We start from the raw sequence: 26,048 nt of genomic DNA on the forward strand, positions 1-26,048 counted from the left end.
AGGGCGAGAACGTTTAACGCGTCTTTTTCGCTCCTCATTTTTCAGGAGATTACGATGACCACACCCATTCGCTCCCGCGCCCCGGACACCCACCGGATACGCCCAAAGCCATTCACCTTGGTGATGCTTCCCGATGTGGAAGGCGGGCAGCCAGGATTGCTGCCGAAGAGTACTCAAGGCAATCCGCTAAAGATCGAATTCGACCCTTGGGGTGACTCGGATCCTACACCCGAGGACCCGGAAAATGTGGTCCTGTGGTGGAACGGTGTGCCTGAATTCATCAAGGAGTGGACGGCGCCGATTGCGACGGGTGATTACTTCATTGACGTCGATCCGGAGTACTTGACTCCCGGCACTCACAAAGTGAGCTATGTCCTGACCCTGCGCAACCAGCAGAAAGAGCCGTCGGAAGACCTCGAGCTAACGGTTGACGTCGAGCCGCCACAGTTGAACGCCGACAGTGCGCTCAAGTTCGATACCGATCTCATCGACTTCGACTACTTGAACGCCCACGGTGATGTTGTCGAAGGCAAGGTTCCTTTATCCCCAAAACAGGCACCGGGCGACGTAGCGATCGGCTACTGGGAGAATCCCGATGATGGCTCCTACATGGAAGCACGCAGCGAGCCGCTGACACACCTCAACTACACGGCCCCGATCACATTGACGTTCACCGGCGACGATATCCGCCTCGTGGGCGACGGGCAGCGCCAGGTGACCTACCAGATTCAGGATCGTGCCTTGAACCTGAGTGCCTTCTCCGATCCCGCCCTGCTGCAGGTCGCTGCGATCAGGGCGCCGCATTACGCGCCATTCCCCTGGCTCGAAGAACTGCCGGGTGATCCGTCAAACTGGGGCCAGCTTGATCCGACGAAAACCCTGAGAGGGGCCACCGGGCTGATACCCGACGAAGCGGTGTACTACGACGAAGACCGGCTTACCCTGTTGTTCGGCGAACCCGGCACCCCCGGCGCAGTTCGGTTGCCCGTCGTTCCGGGTTCACGCAATGTTCAGATAGCCAAGGAAACTATCGCGAGCTTCCTCGGCAAAACCTTGTCGGTGTCCTACGACATCACGTTGCCGGATGATTCTACCCACCCATCCGACCCGTTGACCCTGGTCGTGCAGCCGATTCCACAGGGGAATTTTCGCGCCCCGCAACTCTCGCCGCCGCACAGCGACCCGACGTACAAGAGTGCGATAACCGCCGCAGGTCTTCCCGTTTTGCAAGCGATCTGGCCCTACATCAGCACTCAATGCCTGATTACGATCACGGTGACGGGGACGGGCACGGACAACCAGGCGAAAACTGAAACAATCCTTGCGCCTCGGGCTGTAACCCTCCCGGAAACCACTGCCGGGGTGGCGGCGGCGGTGTCGCAAGCGTTTATGCGAAACCTGAAAAGCGGCACACGCTATATCGTTTTGACCAAGGTCAGCTTTGACAACGGTGGCAAATGGTTCGAGTTCAACGAGCTGAGGCCGATGATTCTGGATTGATCCGGCAAGCCCCTTGTGATCGGGGCTTGTTGATATTCACTGATAGGTGAGGGTGAAGCTGAGGGCGCCTTCGGCCGAGCCGGCGCTGATGTCGATGGGGTTCTTGATCTGATAGAACCGCGCGTTGAAATCCAGCGTTGTGTCGATGCCATCCTGGATCACACCAAAGGCTACATCGCTGCCCAGGGGCACTGGCGTCAGACCGTCGCCACGCAGGATCTGGATACCCACGCCGGAGGCCGTCGACGTCGGGCTCAAGCTGAATACCCCCAAGCTGCCATCGCCTTCCGGCACCGAGCCTTTGGAGCCATCCAGTCGAATATGGGCAGTGGCCTGGTTGCCTCCGATCGGGTCCGACACACAGCTGGTCAACGTGATCGAGAAGCTTGTCGGCGGGGTGGTGAAGCCGGGATGCGTGAAGTCCTGTTTGTCCCAGTCCCCCAGCGGCACCGGGTCGACACTGACAGGATTGGCACCCACCGCGCATTGCGACTGGATAACCGTGCCTTGCACTTCATAACTGAAGCCCTTGCCAATACCCGTGAAGTAACCGTCGAAAATGAGCCGACTTAATATTTGAGGCCCCGGTGGAATCACCCCCGTTTTCACCAGTGTCACTTTGTTTCTCAAACCCGTGAGCCTGAACGGGGTGAGCGTCGCGCCGGGCATTTGTGCTGCGAAAGGTACGATCGGCACGCCGCCTATCGGCGCAAACTCGTTGTCATAGGTACCTGTAAAAGGAACGTCGAGGACGATGCGCACGCCCACACCGGGAATGTTGGTCATGAAAATCCTGCCGCTGGAATCGTCACCTCCGATGGGCTCGTGGACCCGGCGATCAGTGGGGGCGACGGGTTGCGTACGGAAGTCCAGTGGGACGACGCCGTCGTTACTGCAGGTGACGACGCTTCCGTTGGTGTTGGATGTAAACAAAAACTGGTCGATGACGCCGATGATGCTACCGACGCGTGCATCACGCGGCACATAAACGCTGCCGACGTTGGCCTGGTAATTGATCGGCCCGGCGGCGCCTTCCCATGCGCAAGTAGTCGCCATGGCGGGCGACGCCAGATGCGCTCCGGCGACGATTCCCGCCAGGCTCAGCCCTTGTCGAAGTGATAACTTCATGAACGCTTTCCTTCAATGAGCGAGGCGCCGTTACCCTGCGGACGACGCCATTTGAATGATTTCTCAGCGACAGGTCGCGGTCTGCAGGCGATAACCTTGAGCCAGTTCCATGCGTTGCGGATCAATGTCCAGGTGGCACTGCTGTCCGGCTTTCTCGCCCCAGTGGACCTGGAGGATTTGCGGTTGATCATCAGTGCTGAGCATCACTTGCCCGGCCTGACCGACAATGCCGAGCACGGCATCCTGCGCATCTCGTACCTGCGCGCCGAAGGGCAGCGGCTGGCCGTTGTACACCGCGTTGATGACCAGTCGGTTGACCGAGCGTGCGGCGAAGGTGCTCTTGACCACCGCGCCGCGCCGGGGCACGACCTGGGCGGTGCCATTGTCAATTTCGACGTCCGGGCCCAACTGGTCGGTTTCCAGTTCGATCTGGTTGACCCGATAGGGGCGCAGATAGGGCACCAGGGCATAGCCGCGTTCATTGGTGCGAACGCCCGGAGCGTTGGCGATGCCGACGTCGTGGATACCCGGAACCTCGACCAGGCCTGCGGTTTCCCCCAGATACGGGCCCAGAGCGAAACCGTCGCCATGCACCAGCATGGCCCCCGTCGCATTGACGGAGACGTTGTGGTAATCGTTGCCCTGGCTGATGCCCGCGCCGACATTGCCAAAGGGCGTTTGATACCCCATCGACAGTTCCGCCGATTGCTGGCGATTGTCTTCGTTCGCCAGCGCCGCGCGATAATTGAAACGGTTGTCATCCAGCGTACCGTTGAGGCTGGCGCGCTGACTGAGCGTGTTGCCGTTCTTTTGCATGTCGAACGACGCCGTGTTGGTGTGCCCGAAATCCAACGGCATGGACACACCCAAGCCGACCTGGCGATCACTGCGCTCATAGCGGTCGCTCAATGACTGGCTGGCAAACAGGGTGTAGCCGACGCCCCGGTGTTGAGTGTTGAAATTGAACTGAAACTGGCGACGCTGATAATCGGTGCGCCAGAAGTCTTCCTGCGACAGCGTCAGGGTGACGGAGCTTTGTGGGGACAGACTCTGATAGACCGCGGCTTCCAGGCGACTGCGGCGGCTGCCGCGGAAACTGCTGTCCTGGCTGCGCTGGCGCACGGCTTCGTCGAAGTCACGATAGCCTTCGGTGGAGTAGCGATAACCGGCGAAGCGCAGGCTGGTGCGAGTGGCGAAGGTCTTGCCGTATTTGATCGCGTAACTCACGCCCTGGACCGAGTCCAGATTCCGCAGATCGAGATCGGTATCGGAACGCGTAAGGTCCATTGCCAAAGCGCCGATCTGGCCCAGGTCCTTTGCAATGCCAAGGTTGATTGCCCGGTAATATTCGCCGGCCATCAAGCCACCGTAGGGGGTCGCGCCCCAAGGGGTGCCCATGGCGAGCGTGCCTTGCCAAAACAGCGGATCGTCGATGTTGCTGGAAGAATTGTAACGACCGACGGCGGCACTGTAGCGCCAGGCACCTTCACGCAGCAGGTTGCCCAGAGAGGCATAAGGTTGGGTGAAACGGCGCACTTGCCCATCGGCTTCGGTCAGGACGATTTCCAGTTCGCCACTGCCGCCACCGGTGTTCAAATCATCGATTTCGTAAGGGCCGGCGCTGACGTAAGTGGCGTAGATCGGGTAGCCGTTCTGCCTGACTTCCAGACGTGCCCGGCTCAGCGCAACGCCGCGGATCACCGGCGCGTAACCTTGCATCGCATCCGGCAGCATGCCCGCGTCGGAGGCGATCTGCGCGCCTTTGAACGGCAGGCTCTTGAACACATCGCCACCGGTGAAAGCTTCACCCAGTGTCAGGTTGGCGTTCATGCCCGGCAAGTCTCGCTGCGCGTACGTGTAGGCGCGACTCCATGCACGTTCGCCGCGGCTGTCCTGGCGCCCACTCTGGTTGGTGCGCAGCCGCCACGGCCCCAGATTGAGCCCGGCGTTCAGGTAGAGGTCCTGGCTATTGTTCGAGCCGTAGCGAGTGGAGCCCTGTTGCGCAGAAACCTGATAGTTGAGGAACGCCGCGTTGATGCCTTCGTCCCAGCGCTCGGGGTCTACGTAGCCGGTGACGTTGCGGCGCATGGCGATTTGCGGAACGGAGATGGCCAATTGCAGGCCGCCACCGTCGAACTCGGTCTTTGCGCCGTCGATCAGCGTTGACAGGTTGACGCAGCTTGCCTTCAGTTGCTCGGGGTGGGCGATGGCGTCCAGCTTGACGCCGAATTGCTCAAGCAGGTCGGCGGTCAGGCACGGCGTCAGCCCGTCGGCACCCTGGACAAAGTCCATTTCCTGCTGGCCCATGTAGGCCTGGTTCACGCGGACTTCCACCCGATACCGACCCGGCCCCAGGTCCTGGACATTGGCCAGCTCCTGCAACGTCAGCCGTCCGGCGTCAGCAGGCTGGTCGCTGCCCTGGTGCATGAAACCGCTCTGGAAGGACAGGGCCGGACTCGCCAGTGCGGGTCCTGCCTCGACCAGGGAGGCAGTGCTACTTCCGATCAGTAAAAACTGGGCTAAGCGCTGGCGAGCAGGCACGCGCCAACGACCCGAGAAAACCATCATCGTTATCTTCCTGGCTATGGATGCTATTGGCTGTCAGCGTTCGGTCTGAAGGGGCTGGCTCATCAGCGGCGTGAGTCCGCCGTAGTCATTGATGGTGGTAAACGACACCCGCATGTCGGGGCCTGGCTGGAGTTTGTCCAGCGCGTAAACCTGGCGGTCGAGAGGGGCGACCATCGGCGGCGTTGCCAGGGTCTGGGAGTGCCCGTTGGCACTCACTTCCACACGGTGAAAGGTGTAATGAAAAGGGGTTGGATTGGTCACCACCAGGCTGGGCTTGCCGTCAATTTGCCGGACCGACCATTGCAGGTCCTTGAGGCGTACATGCGGTTTGTCTTTCAACTGGCTGGGGCGGTAGAACAGTTTGATGCGCGTGCGGATGGCGATGTTCAAGACGTTGCTTTGTTCGCTTTCTACTTGCGGAATTTCCTGGGCGTTGAAGTAGAACAGCGACTCGCGGTCGGTCGGCAGGCTGTTGGGCAAGCCATTGATTTGCACCTGCTGCTCTTTGCCGGGATTGACCCGGAACAGCGGAGGTGAGGCCATGAATGGCACGGCCGTGGTGGTATCGTCCGCGCTGGTGTTGACCCAGGTCTGCACGGCGTAGGTTTTTTCGCTGGGGTTGGCAACCACCAGCGAGACGCTGCGTTTATCACTCTCGAATAGCACGCGGGTGCCGTTGAGTGTCAATGCTCCATGGCTTGCCGGTGCATGCAATGTCAGCAACAACGTGGCCACTGCGCAGGGGAGCGCCGCTGTGTCACGGCAAAATACTTTGATCGATCCGAACATAAAAAAACCTTAGGGCGATGCGATGTTTGCGCGGTGCGGCGTGCACCCTTGAGCGCAGACGGTTACTGCGCTCAAGGGCCTGGATTACGGCAGCGTTACGAGGAAGTTGATGTTGGCGATCACCGGGCCAGCGGTGACGAGCGGAGTGCTGGAACGGTACTTGGCGTTGAAGATCAGGCGGGTTTCGCCGGTGACATTGACCGGGTAAGGCTTGGAGTCAGTGCCGCTGTCGACATGCGTACCGTCGTTGTCCTTGATCGCCAGGGCAACACCGGTGGCCCCACCGGTCTGGATGCCGTAGTACTTGCCGCCGGTACCGGCGTTGCCGTGGGTACTGTCGAATCGAACGGTGACGGTATCGTCCGCCTCAAAACCACAGACCTCCCCATCCTTGATGCGCAGTGCAAACTCGCGTCCGCCCACTTCCGTGTCGGCAGCACCGTTAAAGTCGGGAACTGCAACACTGCCCAGGTTGATCGGGCCGGGAGCGCCGGTGCCTGGATCGATGGGTTCGATCGGGCAAGTGTTGGCGTTTATGTTACCGGTGAAGTTGATTTGGCCAACGCTGTTGGCAAACGCGGCAGTGCCCACCAGAGAAGTGGCCAGGCCCAGGGTCAGCGCCAATAGTGTTTTAGTCATGTTTACAGATCCTTTGAAGTCCGACCGTGCGTTGAGCCGAAACAGCATCGGTGCGGCACGCTGCTATAAGCGTGTGAAAGTTGATTGGGGGGAAACTGAGTTTCGGCGCGGGGATTTTAGAAGGGGGAGGGGTAGGGGGATATGAGATAACTCTCAATAGCGGAAGGGGTGGCGTAATCAATTCATGAAAATTAGTTAAAAAAAAGCCAGGCAATTACAGGGTAATAACCTGGCGTGATGTCTAAACCAAAGTATCGAAGTGAGCAAAACTTAATATGGGTTTGTGTGCCGCTTGTCTAGTCATCCCGCCGATCCATTCCTGGACCCTTGGGGGCGCAATTGCATCTATTTTGAAAGGCTCCGCTGTAGCTGATATCGTTGATCTTGTTGAATGTGCCGGGTTGGTCATGCCGGTCTCGATTGCTCTTCCGGTAATTGAAGAGTGGTTTTGTATAGCCACATCTTCGAGTGCTTCCAATATTCTGGCTTGCCGGAAAACAGAAGGTGCATAATTTGCAATATTGGCGAAGGGCCTTTCTCTGAATGTAACGTTAGGGCCAATGGCTGCGCTATACATGAGGTCGTAGACGGAATTTGAGGCGATAGAGCTACCGCTAGCATTGGAAATATCAGAAGCATTGGAAATAGTAGACACAGTGGAAAAATTAGATGCGGTGGAAGCTTTTCGTAAATTAGTGGTGGAGTTCGAAAGCGCCGGCAATTTCGGTTTAAAAGCTTGCAAGCCGGGCATCATCAGCCAGTTCAAACCAAATCCGACCCAGCTCAGGTTGACTTGCGCCTCGCCTTTGACCCCCATTGACGCCGCCTGGACACCAAGCCCCGCGGCGAATGACCCCCAGGTCACTGCAGGCGCGATAGCGTTCATTGCCGCCGCACCCGCGGTCACACTCGCGGAAAGAAGGACGCTGGTGACCGCCGATGCGCCCGCCTGTACGGCAAGCACCTTGACGGCAGCTGCCAATGGCGCCGGGTTCAACGTCACGATACTCACCACGATTCCCAGAAAGATGGTGGTTGCCATCGAGCCATAGATGACGCCAGGCTGTTGCACGAGCGAGGTGCCCGGCGCATGCCCGCTCGGGTCGCTGAAGGCGATCGGGTTGCCCAAGGCGAATTTGTAGCAATTGATACCACCGGCGCCGAACGGACTCAGGGAGTCCGGGCTGTGGAAGCGCATCAGGTGCGGGTTATACGCGCGATAACCCTGCCCAAGCATGTACCAGCCACAGACCTTGTCCCTGACTTCGCCATTGAAGGCCACCAGGCTTTCGAGCTGTGCATCCTCACTGAGCTCACCGTAGGCGGTATACACCGCAGTGCGTAGCTCGTCTGCCTGACTTTCAGCGATTACCGAGTGCTTGGCGTCAGCCAGTAACAACAGGGTTTGGCTATCATCCCCCGGCTCCTGTTGCCCTAAAGGCTGCCCTCCACAATTAAGCAGCTGGGTATGTTTGCCGTTTTGCATCACGTCACTTAAACGTGTTCCTTCATAAAAACGCAGACTCTGCATCTCGCCCTGCGGTTGGGTTGCCACCAGCAGATCATGCGCATCGTAGTCATAGCCCGTCACCGGTTGACCAGCCGCCGTGCTGACTTCCATCAAACGGCCCTGGCTGTCATAACGCAGCAGTTGTCCCTTTTCGTCGCGTGTCTGGTTGCCGTCCGGATCATAGAGGTAGTCGGTGAGCAGCCCTTGGTAATCGGCATGGCTGTGGACGGCTTTCACCAGTTGGCAGGGGTCGGCCACGGCGAAGTCGAATTGGGCAATGTCGCGAGTGCCATCGTCAAAATCGGTACGCTGATAGATGACATTGTCCAAAGAATCGAATTCGTAGTACTGCGTCACGATGGCATTGCCAAAGCGGTCTTTGGGTAAATCGATCCCTGAGCACTTATGCAGTTCCAGGCGCCCGCGCAGATCGTAATGGAAGGTCTCGTGCAACGCGGTAACGCCACCCACTTGCAGGTGGCGGGTTTCAATATTGCCGTCAGCGAGGTACGTCAGCTCAATGCTGCGCACCGGATGCAAGGGCTTATCCTGTGCATCCAGCAACGCCACGGTCCGGTTTTTTTCCCTGCCAATATCATCAAAGGTCAAGGTCGTGGTCAGCGTATTGCCGCTGCCAACGTCTGTACTGATAGTGCGGAACAGGCGACCGCATGTGTCGTACTCGAAACCGGCCTGCAATTGGCACTGCTTGAGGCCGATCAAGCGGCCATTGGTTGCATGGTATTCAGCTACGGTGACCTGTCCGCCAACATCGGTGCGTGTCAGCTGTCGTCCTTTCAACGAACTGCTGTAGCGCGTGACCCATGGCGTCGGGTTGGTGGGCTCTTTCCAGCTCTCGACGCTCAGATGTCCGACGTTGGTGTACGTGAAGTCGTACGTGCCTCGTGCATTGCTCGACGTTTCCAGATTCGCATTCAGCAGGTCGTAATCGAACGTGGCGTCATCTTCCTTTGTTTTGATGGCGGAGGGGCGCGTGGTCAACCCTGGTTTGTACTCGTAGAGGATCTGGTTGCCGGCCGGCGTGACCCGATGACTCGGTTGCAGCCGTTCGTCTTCATAGTGCAACTGTTCGACACGTCCACCCACGGTGACCTCTGTCACCCGCTCCAGACCATCGAATATTCTCGAGCCCACGGTTTTGCGTGGCAACAGGCTATTGCCGGGTTGGACCGTCAGTTCCGACACCAGTGGCGTGGCGCTATGCGCGGCGTAGGAACGGCTGATCACGGTGCGGTCGGGCAAGGTATTGGTGATCAGGCGAGCATGAGCGTCGTAACTGAATTTAGTCACCCGCCCGAGTGCGTCGATCTCTTCAACGCAATTGCCCAGGCCGTTGTATTTGTAGCGGTGGAGGCTGATACGTTTGCCACTGAGATCGAATTGTTCCGACTTGACCGTCTTGTCGAAACGATTGGACGTGGTCACGGATTTACCTACGCCCGGTATCCATTGTTCCACCGTGAAGTTCAGTGGGTTTGCACGGGTATGGGAAGTGATCCCGTTCGCTCCCGTGGCGCTGTCTTGCTGGCCCCAGAAGTCGTAGGTGTAGGTTTTACCGAGCCGCAGGTTTGTTTTTGCGAGCCAGTCGATCTCGATTTCTGAGATCAACTGGCCGTAGGCGTCATAGCTGGCCTCGTAAGTGCTGCGGAAAAGCGGAGGGTTGCCGCCGGCATTGTCGAGGTCCTGTCGTTCCTCCTTGATAGCTCGGCTGAGCCCGTCAAACCAGGTACGGATTTTTACTTTCTTGACGTCTACCATTTCCTGGCCAGCCAGGGTGGTCACCGGCGCACCGCCCTGGTCTGCCGGTCGTATCAGCGTGTAGCTGAAAGTACGGCTGGCGGGATACGGCGAGTTGGGCGCGTCCTCTTCCTTCACGACGCGCAGCAATGAATCGTAGGTGTACCGAACTTGTTGATCTTTATCGGTAACCAGCAGCGGCTCACCATGGAGCAACGAACGTTCCTGGGTGATGCTCTTGTTGACACTATCGAAATCGGTACTCAGGGTTTCGACCGTGCGCAGTACGGTTTCACCGGCGAAGGTGGCGTAGGTGGCGAGGTGTTTGCTGTAGGCAAATGCAGTGCTCGTGGTGTAACCCGGCGCAGTGCCTACCGTAACTGCATGTTGTTGGCGACGGCCATGGGTAAGCGGATTGGCTGGATTGTTGAAGTAGGTGTAGACAGCACGCTGCATCAGCTTTTCGGTGGATTGGCTGACTTCCAGCATCTGCTCGTCAACCAGCGCGACCCAGGAACGGGTCATACCGCCGGCAATGGGCGGCATTGCCTGGTAGCGATAACGAGAGCGCAGCGTTGCGGCGCCACTTTGCACGTCCGGCACCAGGGTCGGGTCGGTGGCAGGTATCACGGTTTTCTCGCGCACATGGCGGACGAAACCGTATGGGTCCGGTGGGCATTCCCCCGTCACCCCGGCGGCGGGGTAATAGGCAATCTCTTCAGTAATGCCATTGGCCTGGACGGTCTTGGTCAGGTTGCCATGAAAGTCGTACTCGGTGAGCTTCTTGTCTTGTCGCCAGCTCCGGGGGTCGTCTGTCAAATGCCAGAGTTCGGTGGTGCGCTGTGGCAACTGGCAGCGCGTATCCTGGCGGTCGAATGTATCGGTGTCATTGGCGTAGTGGGTGGTCAGTATGGTTTTTTGACAGTTGCCTTCGACCGTAATTTCGGAGGTCATCAAGTGGAAGCGATTGTAAGTGCGGGTCACGGTACGCGGTGGGGCGCCTGCGACGACCAGGCTTTCGGTGGTTTCATAGAGGTATTCACCGGTGATTTTATAGAGGTTGTCTTCGCCGCCTTTATCCCAGCCGACCACCGAGTTGTAACCCAGAAAATTATTGCCGTTGTTGCTGTAACTGTATTTTTTAACGATCGGCGGCTGGCTGGCGCCGGGTGTGCTGACATGGTCTGTCACCCTCGCCAGATTGGGGAACCCTGCCTGGGGGGGGAAGCCATGGCCTGCGTCGTTGTACTGAACCTTCTGGTGACCGCCCAACGGATCCCAGATCTCGGAAATGCACAGCTGAGTGCGTACATCTTCATAGAGAACACGCCACCCGGCATTGTTCGGAGTGGGCAGGGTGACGCGGGTCATCCGCTCACCCTCCAGTTGCAGAGTAAATACAGCCGAGGGTACGCCTTGTATCGGTTTCAGACGAAATTCAACCGTGCTGGCAGTGAGGTTGCGGACGACCTGAAGGAGCGTTCCCTGGCTGTCTGTGACGGTACTCAACATCCGACCCTGACCTGCACTTTGATAGGTTAGAGTCACTTCGTGCCCTTGCTCGGAATAAACCTTGACCGGCATCGCAATCTGCGGGGTGGTGCCCATGAGCTTGAGGATTTCCACCAGCCCGGAGGCGTGCACCACCTGGAAATCACCACGCGGGTCCCCGGTCAGTTTGAAAAGTTTAAATCGCTGGATTTTCTGCTCTTTCATCTTCAAACGGTCAGGTTCGCCCACGTCGGCATAGTCGCCGGTGACCTTGAAACTTTCACTGGAATGCACGGAGATGATTTGCGTGCTGGGCTGGTACTCGGTCAGTGGCAGGCTCCAGCCACGCCCATAACCGTCATCCAGGGTTTTCAGTGGACTGAAATTCAGATGCAGCGGAACAATCGTGCCGCTCAGGTCATTGGATTTGATTTCGGGCAACGAAAACGAAGCGGTAAACAAACCGGTGCGCTGGTCTACGCCGGATTGAACGTAACTGGCAAAATTAGTTGCATTGGAATGCAGGGTGGTTGGCGCGGACATAAGCAAAACCTCAAAGACATGAACAATTACTTACGTTCGACGCGAACACATGACAGTGCACCTACGATACCCGTGCCCGAGCGATAGCGCTTTTTCTGCACTCCAGGCGCGATAAGTTGGCCGTCCGGCACGCCCGCCATGGCAGAAATACTTATCCTGCTGATTGGATCGGTCGTCGTAGGCTGTTTTACAGTCAGCACTTCAATTTCCCAATTTTTATTGTCCTGGCAACTTTTGTCATTGAACAGGGTGATGGTCAATGCCGAATCGACCCCTAAAAAGTTTATCGTATAGGCTTGGTCGTTAGTACAGCCATTTTCCTTGACTAGGTAATTCCTTGCCGAACCATCGGCATTCGGCTCAGTCGGGATGCTGCAGTTGTGACTATTGTCACCTTCCCAGATATACAGCGCTCCCGCCGCCTGTGAATAGCCAGCTTGAATAACTGCGAGGCTGGCCAGCAAGCCGCTGATCCACAATTTGTGAAGATTCATCTGTAATAACTCCTGTAGCGTCGTTGACTCGAACAGCTATTGAACGAGCGTTTCGATCAACACTATCAGCAAATCAGTTTTGGTAAACCTAGCAGTTCTGCTAGTACTCAAGTGCGGTATTCAGGCGTAAAAACTCTATTCAATAACGGCGGCCCCGTGCTCCGCCGACCATTGCCTGAATGTTAAGGAAACTTAATCATGATTGTTCCGAACCCTGCTCCCACGTCGCCTGCCATCGAGGCCGACAATGCCGTCGACGTGGATAAGTTAGGCAGTGAAAAACTGAAGACCTATATCAAGTATCCCGGCATAGAAAACCACGACGGCGCTTTGCTCATCTTGAATTTTCGTGGTTGTGCTGCCGACGGCACCGTGGTCGATGAGCTCAACAATCAGGTCACCGTGGTAGTCAGCGAGTTGACACCCGACGGCATGCTGGCCGAAATCGACAACGCTACGATCGTCGCGCTCAGATCGGGTTATGCGTTCTACTCCTACCAGGTGCGCCTACTCGCCGATCCAGCGCCCGGCGAAGAATCCCTTCGAATTTTTTTCTACGTGGGCAAACGCCCTCGGGCGCGGCCGGCGTTGGCCGTCCTGCAGATCCCGTCTTCCCATGATCTGCATCTGGATCTGAGCGTGGCTCCGGCTGATCTGCTGCCCACTCTCGTGCCCTATCAAGCGATGGCGCAGGGGGATGTCGTCACGCTTCACTGCCGTCGCTTTGAGTCGGATGGAGCGGAACTGCCAGCGCTGGCCTACCCCACGACGGTGACGGCAGCCGATGTCGACAAACCGCTTGCGCTCTATCTCGACAAAAGCGACTTGCGTCGGGTGGACGGCGGCCGCATCGAGGTGAGGTATGGCATTCAGTACGCCGGTACCCCCACGGAAACAACCCTGTCGGCGATGCAAACCTTTCAGCTAGTGGCACCGGCAACGACCCCGCTGGCTGCGTTGACCATCGCAGGGCATACCCCTGGAACGCCCATCAATCCGTCGCTGTTTTCTCAGGGTCTGCCGTTGCGCATCGCCGCCTATCCAGGAATGAGCGTGGCAGACGACGTGGTGTGTCAAGCCGAATCGGATGCCGGCATCGAACCGTTGACCCTGCAAGCCCGGGTTGATGACTCAACGCTCGACAAGGGATACATCGAGTTTGTTCTGCCGCCGGATTGGGTGAACAGCAGCAATGGATACTCGCTCAATCTGAACTATCAATACGCATGGTTTGGAGCGGGGCTGTCGGCCGCACCTTACCCTGCGCCGGTGCGCAAACCGCTGTTCTTACCCGCGTTGATTGTCAAAGATGCCACGCCTGGCAGCGATCCGATACCCGGTGAAGCGGAGCTCGAGGCCGCGAAGCTTGTAAGTGCTGGCGTTACCTTGACTATCGATGCCGAGGCAAGTTTCGGCCCCAGGGACAAGGTAGAGGTGTATTGGGCGGGTTTCGGCACAACCGGACATTACATTGCAACTGCACCCACTGTAGCGGGTGGCCGTACTTACAATATCCCGCCCGAGTATGTCCCTGCCAACATGGGTAAATCCGTTCCTGTTTATTACTGCGTCACCCCCGATGGCGAAACTGCTCCGGAAAAATCGGATGTCTTTATCGTGCGTTTGTTAGCGGTGCCGAACAGTCAATATCGGGCCATTCAGTCTCTGCAGGCGCAAAGTACTCCCGGCAGGATTTCCTTGTCGAAAGTGCCGGTGGCAGGAGAGAAATTCTTTTATCCGCAAGGCTGGGTTTACATTCGCGAAGGCCAAACCCTGAATGCACTACTGGTGGGTAAAGACAGTGCCGGTGGACGACTGACCTATCCCTTGTTCGACAAACGCGTGATCACCAAACCGGAAGCCGACAGCAAGTCGGTTGAAACCCACATCAGCAAGACAGAGCTGGCCAGGTTCCAGCTGGGCAGTGTCACCGTCGAGGCCATCATTATCTATGAGCCGGGTGCTGAAACGAAGTTGGACCTCACTAACTTCACACTGGAAGCTTGATTGAGCATAGTCACATTCGCCAAGTGGGCGATTGTTTTTACCATTATCTAATGAATAAGGTGGATCTCATGGCCAGAAAAGTTACCCGTAAAGAATATTTGGAGTGGGCGGCGCTTGAGCCTCGCACTAACAAATGGGATGCGTATGCTAGTTATAACAAAGTCAAGTGCAACCAGTTGTTGTTGCAAGAATATATTTGGGGTTTTGATACTGATAAATATATGCTTCCTTTCAGCGGCGCTTACATGACCGGTGAAACAACCTACACGGCGGTTGTGGACCTGCAGACTGATGTTCCTCGGTTGAGTTTTGAAAACTATCCCGATGAAAACGGGGCGGTGGTGGCGGAAGCTAATATGACGATGGCTACGCTCGGCGGCCTTGAGGTGGATCTTGCCATCGATACGACCGGCCAAGCGAGCGTTACATCGATCAGGTCCAACGATCCGCTTGATTATCCAGATCTCAAGGCAGAGAAGGTGTTATTGAAAGATATACAGGGAGTGGTAGGAAAGAACAGCCAAGTGATCCTGGATTTGGGTGATTTCCAATCACAGCGAAATAATTGGGAATATTCGAATTCGCGAATTCAACATGTGCGCCGCATGGGGGGGAATTTTTTCAAACGCAAATTCCGGGAAGCCGCGCCGGAGCGCAGGACTTATGTGCTGGGTGAACTAGCCCCATCAGAACAGTTGAAGCCCGGTAAATTCAAGTTGCGCACTGTCATGGAGGACGGTGCGAACGTGCGAAGTGCGCCGAACTATAGCGAAGGTGCACTGGAAGTGCGTATAGCGATGGAAGGCAGTCTGGAAGGTGGCACTCCTGGTGAAGATTGGTTATATCCTTTAAATACTGATTTCCCACAAGATGACGCGTTGTTGATGTTCAGCAATTTGCTGGTATTGCGTCACATTATTGGGAAGACAATTTCACAGCAATTCAGTCAAGGGCAGGGGTCATTTGAAGCAATATTGACGGCCAATGGATTTTCCAAATTTGCCGCGAACGCCGATTTTGATAATGGCCATGTTCTTATACCGAGCATCAGAGTCGACTTGTCAGACTGGGATGGTGGTGGCACTCCGGTAGGTAGCGTCGAAGTGTTGCCGTTTGAAATCAATGTTTATAATAATGCAATCGAGAGATTAGTTGTCGAGATGTCCGATGACTCTATTCTGCTTCGTTGGGCTTTTAAGAAAGATAAATTGCCGGCGGAGACGACTACTGCGGCAGGGCAGCCGATACTTGACTTGACGCTTGAGTTGGAATTTACCTCTCGCCATACGGTTAGTGTCCATCCGGATACGCGTAAACTGGTTGTCAGTGATGGTCAGGTTGATATTGTGAGGCGTAGTCTGACGTTCGTCGGCGATCATCCGTATGCCGATGATGCTATCAAGTTTTTGGAACATAAAGACAGGATGTATAAAAAATTTGAAGCGATAGTGAAAGATAAAGTAAGCACGCTGTTCAAGTTTGATGATATCGATGCCTTCGTCATCAATAGCATTCTGTTCAACAGCGGCGACGCTGTGCAATTGCGCAACGCTTTCGTCCCCGGAGATATCGTCGCTTGGGGGGCGATCAGCCCGCGCATGACCACCTTCTCGATAGACCCACTGGAGCTGCTTCTGGCCCCAGGTGCTGTTCATCAATTCAACACATTGCCCCCAACTCAAGTCAAATGGAGCGTCAGCACGCTCGACGGTACCCCTGGCGACGCTGGGCAAATCGACGAGAACACCGGGCGCTACACCGCTCCAAGCCTTGGTCCTTCGGATGGCGCATTCAAACGGGTGAAAATTGCGGCTACCGGCGGTGGCAGTGACGGGAAAGCTCATGTCAGCAAAGCACTTGTCACCGTTCCCCGGCGGGCAGTGTCGCTTAATCCCCGGGTAACGACCTGCCCGGCATCGGGTGATCAACCGCAAACCCGAGAGTTCTCGGCCGGTGCCATAAATGGCTCGTTGAAATGGTCAGTCACAGGCAACGGCAGTATTCCTGAAACCGCGAATCCGGATCGGACTAATCTTTACAAGGCGCCGCCGAGGGATCCGCAATTAGTCGAGAAATCATTCACTATTGAACTGGTCAACGTCGTTAATCCCACCACCCAGCAAAAAGACGTGGCTACCGTTGTTGTGACTCATGGCAGTCAGACCGTGAAAGTGAGTGCAAATTTTGATGGCTTACCAGAAGGGCAGGCGCAATATTCCGCCACTTTCAACAACAAACCTGCTCCGGAAGCGGTATGGAAATGCATTCCTGAATCTGCGGGAAACATCGATCAGAGTGGTTTTTTTATTGCGGGCGCGGATAAGAGCCACGAGTTTGCGATCATCACTGTAACGTCAAGCATTTCCGACTTTGATCTCTGGCTCGGCGATGCCTTCTACATTCAACCCTTGCCGCTTGGGCCGTTACCTTCGATACCAGATCCCGTCCTTCCACTGGGAGCAGACGGAATGCCGCAAGTTTAATCGATTCTGTTTTAACAAATAACGCTTCGGGGTAAGACCTGCCGGTAAGTTCGGAAGGCACTCGAGGCTCGTCCATTACATTGCTGTAGAGGGTAACTATCATGGCCGGGAATTCACTCGCGCAGATTCTAAATAAAATGAAAGTGGCTGACATCACAGAAAAGTGGGGCGGCGTGCTCGCCTTCGGTCAAGCACAAGTTAACAACTTACTGCGACAACAATGGCTTGAGAAGTACGACGGCCGTAATTTTGTGCCGGTATTTAGCGGTCAAATTGACTTGAACGAGGCAGAAACCGAAACGGGTATCTTGAGTGATGTGCTATTGGGCAACCCGCTCTTGTCGTTTGAACCGGCCGCCCTCGACAACTCCAGGGCGGTATTAACGTTTAGTCTCCTGGGTGGATCGTTCACTGCGTCGGAACAAACGACTGGCGTGATGTACAGCTACGAGATTAAAGAGGCACAGGGTTTCACCCTGAAAATCATCCTGAACCTGGAACTGGCCGTCGGCGCCATCGACAGGATGGGGCGTGTCACTTTGGACTTGTCCAACGGGGTTGAATTTGCCTGCAATCTGACGGCACAGACAGCCAGCCAGAAAAAGATCGGCGAATACTTCAAGGCGCGTTTCAATGAATTGCCCATTGAGCGCAGGGTGTATGAACTCGGCTGGCTGGATTTGCGGGGCGGCGGAGATCTTACTCCTACAAATTTCATCATCCTTACTCAACGCGCACCGGGCGCGGATCAACCTGGCGCGCCCAATGCGGGCGATGGTGCGGTAGTGGTCCTGCTCAAGCTGCGCGGAAGCTCATCGGGTGGCGGTACTCCCTCAAAGGATTACTTCCCCTATTTGATCCCTGACGACCTGGAAAACGGGTTGCCGAAATACTCCGCGACCATGGTTTTGGCGCAGGAATACATTTCACGTTCCGATGACGAAAAACTCGAATTGATTCAAAGCGTTTTGTTTCCGGGAGAAAGGAACGTCTTTGTCGAATATTCGCGGCACACGCCCCGGGACATGGTGATATTCGGTGCCTTGGCGCCGTCGAAAACGGCGCTGGTTATCGAACCCGCCGTCCACAGTGCCAAAGCAGGCGGCAGTCCGGTGCCGTACAAGGCCTATCGAAACGGCGTTCCGGTCAACGACGTCAAATGGTCCGTCAAAAGTCTCAACACCGTTCATTCATCGGGCGCTATCAACGAACTTACGGGAGTTTACACGCCGGTCTCCGCAGCACTGATCGGCAAGAACGTGGTGCGCAACATCGTCTCCGCAACCTGGGTCGAGCCCGCCAACGGAGAGAAGCCGGCCACGACCCATCGAGTCTCGGCATTGCTGTTGGTAACCCCAGAGATCATCGCCGTTTCACCCGGGTGTGTTCCGCGCCAGGTGGGTGGCCCGAGCGTGACCTTTGTAGCAACCGGGATCAGCGGCAGCAATTTCACCTGGAGTCAGCCAGCATTCGGCACCTTGGTGCCTCAGGGTAATACGGCTGTTTACACGCCTCCCAAACAGGAACTGCCAGAACATCTGCAAGTCGAGGAAATCCAGGTATCCGATGGCGCGGGCGGGATCGCGCGAGCCAGTGTGGTGCTGTCGAATTTCCCCACCACCATGCGAATCGAGCCGGCGTTTGTCAGCTCACTCGCGCGTTCTGCCACCGTAGAGTTGAAAGAGTTTCCCGGTCAGCCGCTGCCGGGGCTGGAGCGCAAATGGGAAGTGATTGGCGAGGGTTCCGTGGATCGAAACGGGGTGTTCAAAGCGCCCGCGCACAGCACTCGCGCTTACAGCGTGGTTAAGTGCGACATCTATTATGACGAAGATATATTGGTCCGCACCGGTTACAGCATCATCAACCTTTACCGCGTTGACGAAGAGCCGGGCTGGTCGTCGCTCACTAAATTCTCTTTGACGGCGCTCCGTTCGGAAAAGGTTTATAGCAACGGCTTTCAGCAAGTGCCGATTGAAATCAGAATGGAAACCGACGGCGAACGGATGACGCCAGAGCAAGAACTCTCCGTCAGGTTTTACTACCTGGGCTCAAGGCAACAAGTCGCGGAAGTTCCGGTGGGCCAGGTGGGCATCCCGTTCGATCGCGACAATCCACTGCTGTGGGCTCAATCGTCGGAGCCCAATACGTTTACGCCTTGGGGGGGCACTCTCGACGAGCCAGTGAAAAATCCTGCTACAGCCCCGGTGCCTAACGTCTTCACCATGTATCTGGTCACACGGGCTGGCCAAGTCACTGAATTTTTTGCGTCGGTGTTGAATCCTGATGGGCTGTCGCTGGACTCGGATACGCACCCGGGGAATCCGGACGGCCGTATCAAAGTAACCCCGGTGGAATCCCCCAAGACCTCCGTCGACTTCTTCACGTTCAAGCGTCGCCGTATTGAGGGTGGCGGGATTGGCGACCCGGCAAATGGAGAGAACGAAGAGGACTTCGATAACTTCCTGAAGACACTTGATTATTACGACCTGGAGTACAAACAGGACGGTCAGCGGGCAATGACATTTGTCGAGTTGGAGTTGGCCGAAGGTTCACGTCAGTCGAGCGTCCTTTGGGAAAGTACCCATGCCAACGAGCAGATGTTCTCCCATCTCGGTTACGCCTATAACCATCCTAGGAAAACCGGTGATCGCGACGTCATGCACCATGACTCACTCATCAAAGCCAATCCGATTCTCAAAGTGAACCTGGATACAACGGTCAAAGGAGGCGTCGCGGAAGGGCGCTTGTTGTTCAGTTTGTTTCGCAGAACGGATGTTCGCCAGGACGAATGGAGAGGTCAGCCGGGCAACAAGGACTTGCACCCGCTGCGTGGAGGCAGCATCGACCTGATTCTTACCGATAACCAAGGGCATCGACAGCCGATAAAGATCGGGTTCCGAGACGGGAATCGCAACAGGCTACGGGTCATTGATCTTCCTGAATGATCCCGGATCGCGGCGCGTGCAGCGCCGCTTTTCATGTCCTTTGTCCAGTTTTCGGAGTTCAGCATCGTGAACATTGCTATTGCAGAAAAAACCAACGTGCATTCCAACGCTTTCAATTTCGCAAGTTTTGTCGAGTCGGGTATCGATTCAAGGACTGGCCTCTACACAGTGGGGTTGTCGTTACACGATGTCGAAGTCAATGAGCTGCGCGGGCCGACAGTGCTTTGTCATCTTCGCTACAACCCGGCCAGCGCCTTCAATTACGGTTACGGCGCGGGCTGGAGGCTGGCATTGACGCAATACTCCCCCGCTACGCAGATCATTGCCACGAGTGAAGGCGAAAGCTTCAAGGTCACCGGCACCTTTGCCAGCGACGGCGAGCCTGACCGCCTGAAAATGAAAGAGCAAAAAATCCAGAGTTTCAAACTGTATAAATTGACCGGCGACCCACGCGGCGATTTCAAGGTGGTGTACCGCTCCGGGCTGGTTGAAATTCTCAAGCTCACCGGGGCCTCGCCGCAAGAGGCGGTGCCGGTCAAGATGTATTCTGCCCAGGGACATGAAGTGACCCTGGCTTACCAGAGCGCCGGTCAGGGGCGGATGTTGAGCACGATCAGCGACAGCCAGGGGCTGTTGGTGCAAGTGGTCCGCAACCTCACCGCCAGCACCCTCGAAATTAACCTCAAACCGGTGCAAGGGGTGGCATTGGCCACGTTCACCCTCCACCTGGAGGGTGAATGGATGACGCGAATCTCGCTGCCCACCGCGAATGGCGCGGGTTGGCGTTTTCTCTATGGCCTGGAACGCGACCAGCTGTGCATCAAAGAAGTCTGGACGCCCTTCGGCGCTCACGAAACGATTCAATACAACGATGGCGGCCATGGTATTCCCGGCACTGGCAACTACCTTAACTTGCCGCGAGTAACCGACCATCGCACCGATCCGGGCGGTGGTCGCGAGGCGATCGTGCGCAAGTTCACGTACAGCGACAACGGCAATAATTTCCTCGGACGCAATGCGTCAATCAGCTGGGACGAGGACGGTCTGGACAATCTCTATAAAGTCACCGGCCTCTACCAATACGAAACCACTGAAAGCCTGATCGTGGCGAGCGTCCCGGTGCAAACCGTGACCCGCACCTTCAACCGTTTTCACTTGCTGACCCGACAGGTGACAACGCAGGGCACCCATCAGCAGAGCGTCACTACAACCTATTACGCCAACGATACCGACCCCTTCGACAGGCAGGAGCTGCGGTTTCAGTTACCCCGCAAAGTCGATACGCGCTGGGAGCTGACCGACGACCCACGGCAGTACCGTGAGGACACGGAACTCACCGAATACGACCACCACGGCAACCTGACCTTGAGCCGGAAAGCGAACGGGGTCACCGAAACAACGGCGTGGTACCCGGCCGACGGCGTGTCGGGCGACTGCCCCGCAGACCCTTACGGTTTCGTGCGGCACATGCAGGAGAAAACCGTCACACCGGCCGCGGACCTGACGCTGGTGCCCGATCTGCAACCCGGTGCCCCCGTCTTGCGCACCCGCTACCGGTACGTGGAGCAGCGCGCCATCACCGGCAGCCCGGCCACTACGCCATGGGTGGCAGTGGCCGAAGAGCGGCTGCTGGAAGTTGCCGGTCAAACGGAAACCTTGCTGGAGAAGCTGGTAAACACCTACATCGACAACCCAGGCAATGCGCTGACCCATGGGTTGATCGAGCAGACGGCAGTGACCTTGGGGGCCGCGCCCGGCTATACCACTTTCACCGATTATGCCTACAGTAAACCCGCCGCCACTTACGCCACGTTCGCTGGCGAAACGGTACTGCGGACGGTGCAGACGCTGAGCACGGATTTCGACTCGGTCAGCAAGGTCATTACCGAAGAACGTTCTCTGTTCAGCGGCTTGCCGGTGCTTGCCACCGACAAAGACGTAAAAATTCGCACCACCTATGACGTGCTGGGCCGCGCCTTGACCGAAACGGTGGCCCCGGACAGTACCGCGCATGCGGCGACGCGCACTTACAGCTATCGCCTGATCCGCCCGGCAGGCCAGGGTCAGACACCGGAAACCCAACCCGCCAGCCAGGTGGTGGAGGACGTCAAAGGCGTGAAAACCCGCACAGTGTTCGACGGGATTGCCCGACCCATCCTGGAAGAACGCGAGGACGTCGACAACGCGGGCAGTAATCCGCCGGCTTATCGTACGACCTATGCGGCAGCATTCAACGCCCTGGGCCAACTGACCCGTGAAACCGAAATTGACTGGCTGGAAAAGAAGGATCTGCCGCTCGCCACCACGTTTACCTATGACGACTGGGGTCAGGAAAACAGCGTCACCGGCCCTGATGCAGTGAAAACCCACACCACCTATAACCCGATCACCTTCCAGCTCGAGGAATGGATTGAAGGTAGGGGTAAAACAGTCACGCTGAACAACCGCTTCGACAAGCCTGTGAGCGTCGAGCGCAAGGACTTGAGCAACGCCCGTATCAGCCTGCACAGTTACAAATATGACGGTCTGGCACGCACTGCCTCCGAAAAGAATGCCGGCGGTTTCGAGACCCTGTACGCCTACGACGCATTCGATCGCATGGTTGAAACCACGTTGCCTGATCGCGCCAAGGTGGTACGCGAGTACGCGCCCCATAGCCGCGACGACTTGCCAACCAGAATCAGTGTCAATAACAAGCTATTGGGCACGCAAGCCTTTGATGGTGCCGGGAGGATGATCGAGTCGGTCACAGGGGGGCGCATCACCACCTATGCGTTCAATTCCAGTGACAGCCAGCCAAGCAGGGTCACCCGCCCCAGCGGCGATATCGCTGAATACACGTATAAGCTCGAGTTGACCGACGAACCCGTCACGCGGACCTCGACCCCCAAAGTGGCGACGTTGGCGCCCATTCAAGCCACGTATGCCTACGATCCGCGCAATGCCCGATTGCTGGAATCGTCGGAGCAAGGCCTGACACTTCACCGCACCTATAACAGCAATGGCGAAGTCGCCACCGAGAAGCGTGACAGCTACGAGATGACCTACGTACACAGCCGCATGGGGCGACTGGTACGTTACACCGATGTGCTGGGGCAAATTCAGGGCTATGAGTACGACGATAAAGGTCGCCTGACATCGACCGAACTGGGCTCTTTGGGCACACCGGGCCATATCAAGTCGTCGTTCACTTACGACAGCCAGGGATTGACCGAAAGTATCAGCACAGAAGACACCACGGCGAAGCAAAGTCTGACCATTGACCTTGCATACGATTCGCACGGGCGCGAAATATTGCGGGTGTTTGATTTCGGCGCAGCAGCGCAACGCCTGAGCCAGACCTGGAACGGGCTCGATCAGGTAGAGAGCCGTCTGTTGAGCGATGGTTCGGCTGCGGGCGGTGCGGTCTTGCGGCACGAAAAGTATGAGTATGAGCGTCGCGGACGGCTTGAGTTTTACAGCACGGAGGGGCCGCAGTCGCCTGTTGATCCAGCAGGTAAAGTCATCAAGGAACAACTGTTTTTCTTTGATGCCATCGACAATATCGAAGAAGTCAGCACCACGTTTGCTACAGGCAACAACATTGCGAAATACGTATTCGACCGGGAAGATCCGGCGCAACTGGGCAGCGTCAGCAATTCCCATGCTGACTACAAGCTGTTCGATACCGTGTTCAGTTACGACGACAATGGCAACCTGCTGCAGGATGCGCAATGGACGATGGGTTACGACTCGCTTGGACGGCTGGCGACGGTCAGCGGCGCGAGCGGTGGTTCTTCGAAAAGTTACGGTTATGACGGTGAAGACACCTTGTCTCGCGTCAGTGGTGATGGCAGCGATGAGCATATTTTCTACCGTGGCGACGAACCGGCCAACCGGATTGACGGCGACCAGCAGAACACGTTCGTGTTCGGTAACGGAGTCGCGCTCGCCGAGCGCCAGGCAGGTGCTGACCCAAAGTCCTGAGGCTGGCCACTGACGGCAATGGCAGTGTGTTGGTGGAGGTCAGCGTGGCGGGACGCAAAGAGAACGCTTATTCTGCGTACGGTTTCGATGGCGGGGGAGATAGCAGCCTGGGTTACAACGGCGAATTGCGTAACAACCCGACGGGTCATTACTTTTTGGGCCGTGGCTATCGGATGTTCAATACGCAGTTGATGCGGTTTCAGAGCCCGGATGGGGCGGAGTGGAGCCCGTTTGGGATAGCGGGATTCAATAGCTATGATTATGTCGATGCCGATCCCATTAACAACGGGGATCCTTCGGGGCATATTAATTTTAAATTCTGGACGTGGTTTAAAACCAAGCCTTCATCTGCCTCAGGCGCCAAAGTTTCAGCGAATGCCAGTAACGTGAAGCCGGAACCGCTTGTAAGAATTACGAGAGAGCATGTCGATACCTTGAAGTCGCTCCAAGAATATGCAGGTCAGAAGCGTATTAAGCATGAGCTGGAAAGTTTTGAGGTGGCTAATAAACTAGGTTTTGACGGCTTCAGGCAGGGAGAAAATTTCTTGCAGTCAAGCAAGCATCCGGCCGCTGTTAGTTATCGAGAGAGCGTGCTTGCAGTACAGAAATTAGAACATGAAATTTCTGGGTTATCCAAGAATCTAGGCCAGAAGGGGATTACGCAATCCCGCGCGCTGGAGTTGAGGAAGATAGGCAATAACGTTTACGGTCAAAAACAGGCAGCATTTTCGGACTGGAAACGGATGAACTTAAAGGAAGAGGCACCGTGGATGCTCCGCAACCAACCGCTTCGGGATAAATGGAGCTGAAAGCGGCCCGTGGCGCGCGTCAGTATTGAATAGACGTGCGCTTTCTAACTGAATTTCAATTTGAATTTTATCAGTGATTTAACCCGCTCACCCGAGCAAACTCCACCAACCCACCGTCATGTTCAAGTCCCAACTTGTCCATGGCGGTGCGTTTTTGTCGGCTGATGGTTTTCTCGCTGCGGTTCAATTGCGCGGCGATCTGCCGACCGGAAAAACCCTGAACAAACAACCGCACCACCTCCAGTTCTCGTTCGGAAAGGCTGACCGTTGGCGCCTGTGTGTCGGAGGAGGGCAGGCTTTGGGTTTCCAGAATTCCCGCAAATGCAGGGCTGAGGTATCGACGACCTTTGACCACGCTCTGCACCGCTTGTATGAGCTCACTCAAGGGGCTGCGCTTGTCGAACAACCCCTTGACGCCCACGTTCAGCAAGGCTTTCAGCAGAGAAGGGTTGCGCAACATGGTCATCACGATCAGAGGGATGTGACCGAAGTGTCGTTGCAGATACCCCATCAGGGGCAGGCCATCGGGGAGATGTCCGTAGGGCATTGAGTAGTCGCTGATCAGCAGGTCACACGGTGTGTGTTGCAGATGTTGGATCAGTTCATCGGCATTGCCCGCCAATGCGACGACGCAGAAGGCTGAGCCGGAATAGGCGCGCAAGGCCATTTCCACGCCCTTCAGCACCACGGGATGGTCATCGGCGAGAATAATGCGCAGCGCAGTTTTCGCGCCATGCCTGTGAGAGACGTTTGTCTCTTCACAGGACGCTTCGAGGACGCGGTCGGACGGGATGGATTCAAGCGTTTGGCGCCGATACATGGATGGCCTCAACAAGGGTCAATGACGCGCTGACCACAGGAGGCACGCCGGTTCAAGGTGACTGAATCAAACCCTGTTCCAGCGCCATTACCATGGCGGTCCAGCGTGATCTCACGCCGAACTTTCGACGGATATTGCAAAAGTGGTAATTCACACCGGCTTCGGTGCAGTTGACGATCCTGGCGATTTCCCAGGATGACTTTCCGGCCACACCCCATTTCAAGACTTCTGCTTCCCTGGCTGTCAGCGTGATCGCTTGCGGTTGCGGGTTCTCCTGAGGCTGGAAATTGACCGGGGCAGGTGATGATCGAACTGATGCATTAGTGGAACGGTACATAGCAAATCTCCCATTCATCATCATTGACGGCGTGGGCGCGGCAGAATCTTCCTACTTCTTGATGGCATGGTTCGCGCGGCCGTCCTACAGGCACCTGTGTCAGGGCTGAGGCACGGTTTCCTTATACCGCGATTTTCCCGGCTTGGAACCTGTCACAAATTACAGGTGCGAGACTTTAATTGGGCATCGTGGAAAAGGCTGTAGGCAACGGATACCACGTTCGTAGGATTAATCGCTGAGTACTATTTGCCTACAATTCAA

Annotated in this window: 14 protein-coding genes; 6 read left to right on the forward strand and 8 right to left on the reverse strand. The window is 56.4% G+C overall.

From position 1 onward, the window contains the following. Window positions 1-54: 54 nt before the first annotated feature. Entirely contained in the window at window positions 55-1,500 is a 1,446-nt protein-coding gene (locus tag ACYZT4_RS05425) for a hypothetical protein (protein ID WP_461985865.1), read from the forward strand. 36 nt (window positions 1,501-1,536) lie between these two features. On the opposite strand, the gene ACYZT4_RS05430 is transcribed toward ACYZT4_RS05425, so the two are convergent. The 6 genes from ACYZT4_RS05430 to ACYZT4_RS05455 all read right to left on the reverse strand — a co-directional run bounded on the left by ACYZT4_RS05430 (window position 1,537) and on the right by ACYZT4_RS05455 (window position 12,420). Then, complete coding sequence (locus tag ACYZT4_RS05430) at window positions 1,537-2,628, reverse strand: fimbrial protein (protein ID WP_461985866.1); 1,092 nt, start codon at window positions 2,626-2,628, stop codon at window positions 1,537-1,539. 63 nt (window positions 2,629-2,691) lie between these two features. Then, window positions 2,692-5,202, reverse strand: coding sequence for a fimbria/pilus outer membrane usher protein (locus ACYZT4_RS05435; RefSeq protein WP_461988560.1), 2,511 nt, complete (start codon window positions 5,200-5,202; stop codon window positions 2,692-2,694). Between the two features lie 27 nt (window positions 5,203-5,229). Further along, window positions 5,230-5,985 (reverse strand): fimbrial biogenesis chaperone, encoded by a 756-nt coding sequence (locus tag ACYZT4_RS05440; protein ID WP_461985868.1) that lies wholly within the window; start codon window positions 5,983-5,985, stop codon window positions 5,230-5,232. Window positions 5,986-6,069: 84 nt separating this feature from the next. Continuing rightward, window positions 6,070-6,624: a fimbrial protein gene (locus ACYZT4_RS05445; protein ID WP_461985870.1), complete on the reverse strand. Its 555-nt coding sequence runs from the start codon at window positions 6,622-6,624 to the stop codon at window positions 6,070-6,072. Between the two features lie 241 nt (window positions 6,625-6,865). Then, window positions 6,866-11,926, reverse strand: coding sequence for an RHS repeat-associated core domain-containing protein (locus ACYZT4_RS05450; protein ID WP_461985872.1), 5,061 nt, complete (start codon window positions 11,924-11,926; stop codon window positions 6,866-6,868). A 26-nt stretch (window positions 11,927-11,952) separates the two neighbouring features. Beyond that, window positions 11,953-12,420 (reverse strand): hypothetical protein, encoded by a 468-nt coding sequence (locus ACYZT4_RS05455; protein ID WP_461985874.1) that lies wholly within the window; start codon window positions 12,418-12,420, stop codon window positions 11,953-11,955. 198 nt (window positions 12,421-12,618) lie between these two features. Here ACYZT4_RS05455 and ACYZT4_RS05460 point away from each other — a divergent pair, with 198 nt between their 5' ends. From ACYZT4_RS05460 to ACYZT4_RS05480, 5 genes are all read left to right on the forward strand, one after another. Next, window positions 12,619-14,427 (forward strand): hypothetical protein, encoded by a 1,809-nt coding sequence (locus ACYZT4_RS05460; protein WP_461985876.1) that lies wholly within the window; start codon window positions 12,619-12,621, stop codon window positions 14,425-14,427. A gap of 68 nt (window positions 14,428-14,495) precedes the next feature. Continuing rightward, on the forward strand, window positions 14,496-16,910 hold the full coding sequence (locus tag ACYZT4_RS05465; protein WP_461985878.1) for a hypothetical protein: 2,415 nt from the start codon (window positions 14,496-14,498) through the stop codon (window positions 16,908-16,910). Between the two features lie 101 nt (window positions 16,911-17,011). Then, the gene (locus ACYZT4_RS05470) at window positions 17,012-19,855 is read left to right on the forward strand and encodes a hypothetical protein (RefSeq protein WP_461985879.1); all 2,844 of its coding nucleotides are present in this window, start codon (window positions 17,012-17,014) and stop codon (window positions 19,853-19,855) included. A gap of 66 nt (window positions 19,856-19,921) precedes the next feature. Further along, window positions 19,922-23,821: an RHS repeat domain-containing protein gene (locus tag ACYZT4_RS05475; protein ID WP_461985881.1), complete on the forward strand. Its 3,900-nt coding sequence runs from the start codon at window positions 19,922-19,924 to the stop codon at window positions 23,819-23,821. A 44-nt stretch (window positions 23,822-23,865) separates the two neighbouring features. Continuing rightward, complete coding sequence (locus ACYZT4_RS05480) at window positions 23,866-24,630, forward strand: RHS repeat-associated core domain-containing protein (protein WP_461985883.1); 765 nt, start codon at window positions 23,866-23,868, stop codon at window positions 24,628-24,630. Window positions 24,631-24,700: 70 nt separating this feature from the next. On the opposite strand, the gene ACYZT4_RS05485 is transcribed toward ACYZT4_RS05480, so the two are convergent. Together ACYZT4_RS05485 and ACYZT4_RS05490 are read right to left on the reverse strand one after the other, a co-directional pair. After that, window positions 24,701-25,450 carry a response regulator gene (locus ACYZT4_RS05485; RefSeq protein ID WP_461985885.1) on the reverse strand — a complete coding sequence of 250 codons (750 nt, stop codon included), beginning with the start codon at window positions 25,448-25,450 and terminating at the stop codon, window positions 24,701-24,703. A gap of 52 nt (window positions 25,451-25,502) precedes the next feature. Continuing rightward, a complete protein-coding gene (locus ACYZT4_RS05490; RefSeq protein ID WP_461985887.1) occupies window positions 25,503-25,787 on the reverse strand; it encodes a helix-turn-helix transcriptional regulator in 285 nt (94 codons plus the stop codon). Between the last annotated feature and the right edge of the window lie 261 nt (window positions 25,788-26,048).

It is taken from the genome of Pseudomonas sp. GB2N2 (assembly GCF_054897705.1).

Coding starts and splice junctions, on each gene's coding strand:
- ACYZT4_RS05470 (WP_461985879.1), top strand. CDS start 17,012: ATGGCCGGGAATTCACTCGCGCAGATTCTAAATAAAATGAAAGTGGCT.
- ACYZT4_RS05450 (WP_461985872.1), bottom strand. CDS start 11,926: ATGTCCGCGCCAACCACCCTGCATTCCAATGCAACTAATTTTGCCAGT.
- ACYZT4_RS05485 (WP_461985885.1), bottom strand. CDS start 25,450: ATGTATCGGCGCCAAACGCTTGAATCCATCCCGTCCGACCGCGTCCTC.
- ACYZT4_RS05430 (WP_461985866.1), bottom strand. CDS start 2,628: ATGAAGTTATCACTTCGACAAGGGCTGAGCCTGGCGGGAATCGTCGCC.
- ACYZT4_RS05455 (WP_461985874.1), bottom strand. CDS start 12,420: ATGAATCTTCACAAATTGTGGATCAGCGGCTTGCTGGCCAGCCTCGCA.
- ACYZT4_RS05460 (WP_461985876.1), top strand. CDS start 12,619: ATGATTGTTCCGAACCCTGCTCCCACGTCGCCTGCCATCGAGGCCGAC.
- ACYZT4_RS05465 (WP_461985878.1), top strand. CDS start 14,496: ATGGCCAGAAAAGTTACCCGTAAAGAATATTTGGAGTGGGCGGCGCTT.
- ACYZT4_RS05425 (WP_461985865.1), top strand. CDS start 55: ATGACCACACCCATTCGCTCCCGCGCCCCGGACACCCACCGGATACGC.
- ACYZT4_RS05445 (WP_461985870.1), bottom strand. CDS start 6,624: ATGACTAAAACACTATTGGCGCTGACCCTGGGCCTGGCCACTTCTCTG.
- ACYZT4_RS05440 (WP_461985868.1), bottom strand. CDS start 5,985: ATGTTCGGATCGATCAAAGTATTTTGCCGTGACACAGCGGCGCTCCCC.
- ACYZT4_RS05490 (WP_461985887.1), bottom strand. CDS start 25,787: ATGTACCGTTCCACTAATGCATCAGTTCGATCATCACCTGCCCCGGTC.